The sequence below is a fragment of the Escherichia sp. AM3 genome, from assembly GCF_032029835.1.
Lineage (GTDB): Bacteria > Pseudomonadota > Gammaproteobacteria > Enterobacterales > Enterobacteriaceae > Escherichia > Escherichia coli.
On record NZ_JAVUPQ010000148.1, the window covers coordinates 1 to 3,769 of the forward strand.

Annotated in this window: 5 protein-coding genes and 1 pseudogene; 5 read left to right on the forward strand and 1 reads right to left on the reverse strand. The window is 50.5% G+C overall.

Features of this window, described 5'->3' with window-relative positions:
- The first annotated feature begins 253 nt into the window (after positions 1-253).
- The 4 genes and pseudogenes from RTW80_RS22975 (at position 254) to RTW80_RS22990 (ending at position 2,029) form a co-directional block, all read left to right on the forward strand.
- Entirely contained in the window at positions 254-553 is a 300-nt protein-coding gene (locus RTW80_RS22975; RefSeq protein ID WP_049595769.1) for a plasmid mobilization protein, read from the forward strand.
- A gap of 212 nt (positions 554-765) precedes the next feature.
- A pseudogene (locus RTW80_RS31680) lies at positions 766-939 on the forward strand (relaxase/mobilization nuclease domain-containing protein); the annotation flags it as partial.
- Between the two features lie 346 nt (positions 940-1,285).
- The gene (locus RTW80_RS22985; protein ID WP_049595771.1) at positions 1,286-1,792 is read left to right on the forward strand and encodes a hypothetical protein; all 507 of its coding nucleotides are present in this window, start codon (positions 1,286-1,288) and stop codon (positions 1,790-1,792) included.
- A gap of 3 nt (positions 1,793-1,795) precedes the next feature.
- Entirely contained in the window at positions 1,796-2,029 is a 234-nt protein-coding gene (locus tag RTW80_RS22990) for an MbeD/MobD family mobilization/exclusion protein (protein ID WP_049595772.1), read from the forward strand.
- Between the two features lie 227 nt (positions 2,030-2,256).
- On the opposite strand, the gene RTW80_RS22995 is transcribed toward RTW80_RS22990, so the two are convergent.
- Positions 2,257-2,691, reverse strand: coding sequence for a helix-turn-helix domain-containing protein (locus tag RTW80_RS22995; RefSeq protein ID WP_049595767.1), 435 nt, complete (start codon positions 2,689-2,691; stop codon positions 2,257-2,259).
- A 333-nt stretch (positions 2,692-3,024) separates the two neighbouring features.
- On the opposite strand from RTW80_RS22995, the gene RTW80_RS23000 reads away from it, so the two are divergent.
- A complete protein-coding gene (locus RTW80_RS23000; RefSeq protein WP_049595768.1) occupies positions 3,025-3,675 on the forward strand; it encodes a VRR-NUC domain-containing protein in 651 nt (216 codons plus the stop codon).
- Positions 3,676-3,769 lie beyond the last annotated feature (94 nt).

Here is a 3,769-nt window from a genome sequence, read left to right on the forward strand (position 1 = left end):
GGGGTTCCGATTTACTGTTTGATGACACCCCCATAGATATCCTTACCAGAGGTGGATGGTTTCACGAAGTGAGGCCATCCACCTGATAGACGCCGTTGCCCTGGGCGAGGGAGCAAAGCGACCGCTGCAAGGGAGGGGTCAAGGGGAGGCGAAGTCTCCCATTGCAAGGCCCGGTGTGCGACATTGAGCGTAGCGAAATGTAGCAACATCGGGTAGCCTTGTTTAAAGTGCAATATGCGACGATGGAGGTGGAATGGAAAAGCGCGATAACATGCTGCGGGTCAGGTTTTCTGACGCGGAATTTGAGGCGCTGAAGCAGCTGGCCGAAGATGCAGGCTGCACCATGTCCGAGCTGGTTCGCGATCATCTCGGCAGGGTCAGCGTGCGAAACAAAGACGTCGATCGGGAACGGATTGCCATGCTTAACCGCATCAATGCCAACCTGAACATGATTGCCCGCTGGGTTAATACGCATAAATCGGCGGCTTCCTCGGTTGAGGTCGTTGCTCACCTGATGGATATCGAGCGCCATATTCGGGAGCTGTCGCAATGATTGTGGGTTTCAGCAGGCACGGCACTGGCGGTGGCAGTGGGCCGGTCGGCTATGTCACCGATAAAACGCGGCCCGGTCGGGAAGATTCACCGCCGGAAGTCCTGAGGGGATCCCCGGAGGCTACCCGCAACCTCATTGACTCGCTCGATTTCCGGCACAAATACACTTCTGGCGTGCTGTCTTTCGCCCCGGAGGAGAAGGTCACGCCAGAAATGGAGCAGTATTTCATGGATCGCTTTGAACAGGTCGCGTTCGCCGGGCTTGAAGCCGATCAGTACAACATCCTCTGGGTCAGGCATACCCATGCCGGACATCACGAGCTGCATTTTGTGACGCCCCGCGTTGAGCTTAGCACCGGGAAAAGCCTGAACATCCGCCCGCCCGGAGATGCCGCAAAACAGGCTTTCGATGACCTGCGCAGTGAAATTAACGCCAGGTATGGCCTGGCTGACCCGGATGACCCACGGCGCGCACGTGAGATCGCTCAGCCTGATCATGAGCTGAAAATCGCCGCAGAAGCCCTCAGAAGGGGCGAGAAGCCGCAGGAAGACGTCAGGCTACTCATAGACGCGGTTTTGTCTCAGAGGGCCGCACAGGGGCTTATACGCAGTCGTAGCGACGTTATCGAGCAGGTTTCAGACCTTGGAATGCAGGTAACGCGCGAAGGTAAAAATTACATCACCGTGTCAGATCCGCAGAGCGGCCAGCGGTGGCGCATGAAAGGGGGACTTTATGAGCGTGAGTTTGACGCTGCAGGAGCGATTGAAGCAGCAGCATCTCGCAGAGAGCGAGACTATTCAAAGCCTGACGAAGCAGCAGCTGAGCAGTTTGCGAAGCGAGTTGAACGGCATATTTCAGCAAGAGCTGAATACCATGCTGGAAGATATGCGCCGGCAGCTGCACGACACGAAAGAGGATATGCGCCAGAGCCGGCAGAGCATGTTGCTGACCGTCGTGAAAAACCGGGTGATATTCCCGGCCCTGAGCGCGGTTACGATCTTGGCCGTTATCTTTCTGAGCGGCTGGGGCCTGAGTACGTTTCAGGAAAGCCAGATCACGGCCAACTGGCAGCAGATCAACAGCCAGAAAGCCACGCTGGCGGCGCTGGAGAGCAAAACAGCGGGCCTGAACATCGTTCAGGACAAGAACGGGACGTTCGTCGTGCTGCCCAAAGGGGCGAAAGTGGACGACAGCGGCTGGACAGTCGGGAAGCAGCAAGCTCTGCGGATCGTGAGGTAAACCATGACGGAACTGGAAACGCACTTATTGAACGCCTTGAAGCGTATGGAGCAGCAATTCAGCGAGCAGCTGAAAGCTTCCGAGAAGGCGCAGGCCGCCTTGCAGAGCATGTTCGAGCGTACTGCGGAAGACAACGCCACGCTGTTGAAGCAAGTCAGCTTCTTAGACAATCGGGTGACTGTATTGTCGGAGCAGCTGAAGCAGTTCGGGAACCTCTACAGGCAGAACAGGCGTTGAGGAAGCAGCTGGAATTTCAGGAAGCGTTGCAGCAGAAACAGCGTGAACCGGAGCCTCCGGCGCCGAAGCCAAACAGGTATTACGGGCCAAGCATGTAGAGATGGCGGGTAAAAAAAAACCGCGCTTGGCGGGGAAAATACGTTACAGAGGAATATCTCTGTAACGTATTGGACAACATAATAATATTTTAGTTCAAAGAGCCCATAGTTACGTTTCAAGGTAACTATTCAGCTACGTCCGCCCTGAATCACGCTCAGGCCATTTGTCAGGGCCTTTTTGTGGTTCCTTACAGTGCCTTTCCATCCAAACTGAGGATTCAGGCGGTAACTATAACTGCGCCCTACTTTAGGGCCCTGAAGGATCACAGACAGGTCGATGAGAGCTTTCACTGAACGGCTCACATTGGTTTTCTGCATGCCTAAAGCTTCGGCAATATCAGCTTGGGCAATTTGAATGTAATTTTCATAATCGAGATCAGCTAACAGCATCATCAAGACTTTGAATTGCTCCCCTGTAAGGGTTTTAGCAAGGATCTTTAACGCGTCTTGGTTCATAGTGAAATGCCTCTCAAAAGCTGACTTCTGTTTGGGTCGGATAACTGCGACAAAACTACCTACCTCTTCCCCTGTAGCAGTGTCTATCTGAGTAATTCTTTTACTCATTTAAGAGGCTCTCCCAAAAAATAGTTATCAATAATGATAACAACGTTATCAATAATGATAACTATCGTCAAGCGAGAACCGCGCCACACAAGGGCTGAGAGAAGCCCTCCTTCTGTATCTTATAGCGAGAGGCTTAGATGGTCGGGTAGACCCCCTGTTTTCATCGAATAGTGCATAAGCATTTCTATGCCCGTTCAGGTGATATTCCGCTTCCTCGTTCCGACTGTTCGTTCCTCGCTACGCTGCGGTACGCCTCAGCCGGAACTTGCGGTGAGCGGTTACTGTAATTAAATCGTTGATGTATCTGATGGCTTTTTTAACTGGAGAGACCAAATGAAACTTCTGGATAGGCAGTGTGAGCAGCTTGGAATAGCTTTGTTTGATATATGTTTTCCCTACTCTGGAAAGCCAGAGTTGGCTCTGCTTTCAAAATATAGAAATGATGGTTTTTTAGGGGCCTCTTGCGAAGGTGGAGCAATCTTAACTCTTATAAAATCATGCATGTTAGACGGCTTAGCCAGATACAACTCCTTTGGTGATCGGGATGACGCAGTAAATCGCTATTTAGAAGCACAGATGACAATTTTATCTGATAAAAAAGAAGAGCTTATAGACATAATTAGTCATGTTCCTGAAAATACGATTTTTGATAATTACGATGAAATAATTTCTAGCCCTTTCATACAAAGCATTTATCCCACTCTCTCCAGAGAACTAGGCATGGCAATGTTCTATGCCATTGGCCGTGAAAAAATATCAGAAATAGCTGCTGCATTTTCTGCAGACCCTTACCAATATCGTAGTGGATGGCCAGATCTCACTTTAGTCTATGAAAATTGTATTGAGTTTGTAGAAGTAAAGACTACTGATAATCTTCATAAAACCCAGTTAACAACCATCCCAATGATTCTACAAATTCTCCCAGGTACGGTTTCTGTTTGCCGTCTAAAAAATCGTACTGCCGCTGAAATCGTCAAACAGTAAATCGTGGGGGCCCCTTTGGGGTTCCGATTTACTGTTTGATGACACCCCCATAGATATCCTTACCAGAGGTGGATGGTTTCACGAAGTGAGGCCA

What these genes read in the sequence shown, in the direction of transcription:
- RTW80_RS22975 (WP_049595769.1), top strand. Translation starts at nt 254, where the DNA reads ATGGAAAAGCGCGATAACATGCTGCGGGTCAGGTTTTCTGACGCGGAA.
- RTW80_RS22985 (WP_049595771.1), top strand. Translation starts at nt 1,286, where the DNA reads ATGAGCGTGAGTTTGACGCTGCAGGAGCGATTGAAGCAGCAGCATCTC.
- RTW80_RS22990 (WP_049595772.1), top strand. Translation starts at nt 1,796, where the DNA reads ATGACGGAACTGGAAACGCACTTATTGAACGCCTTGAAGCGTATGGAG.
- RTW80_RS22995 (WP_049595767.1), bottom strand. Translation starts at nt 2,691, where the DNA reads ATGAGTAAAAGAATTACTCAGATAGACACTGCTACAGGGGAAGAGGTA.
- RTW80_RS23000 (WP_049595768.1), top strand. Translation starts at nt 3,025, where the DNA reads ATGAAACTTCTGGATAGGCAGTGTGAGCAGCTTGGAATAGCTTTGTTT.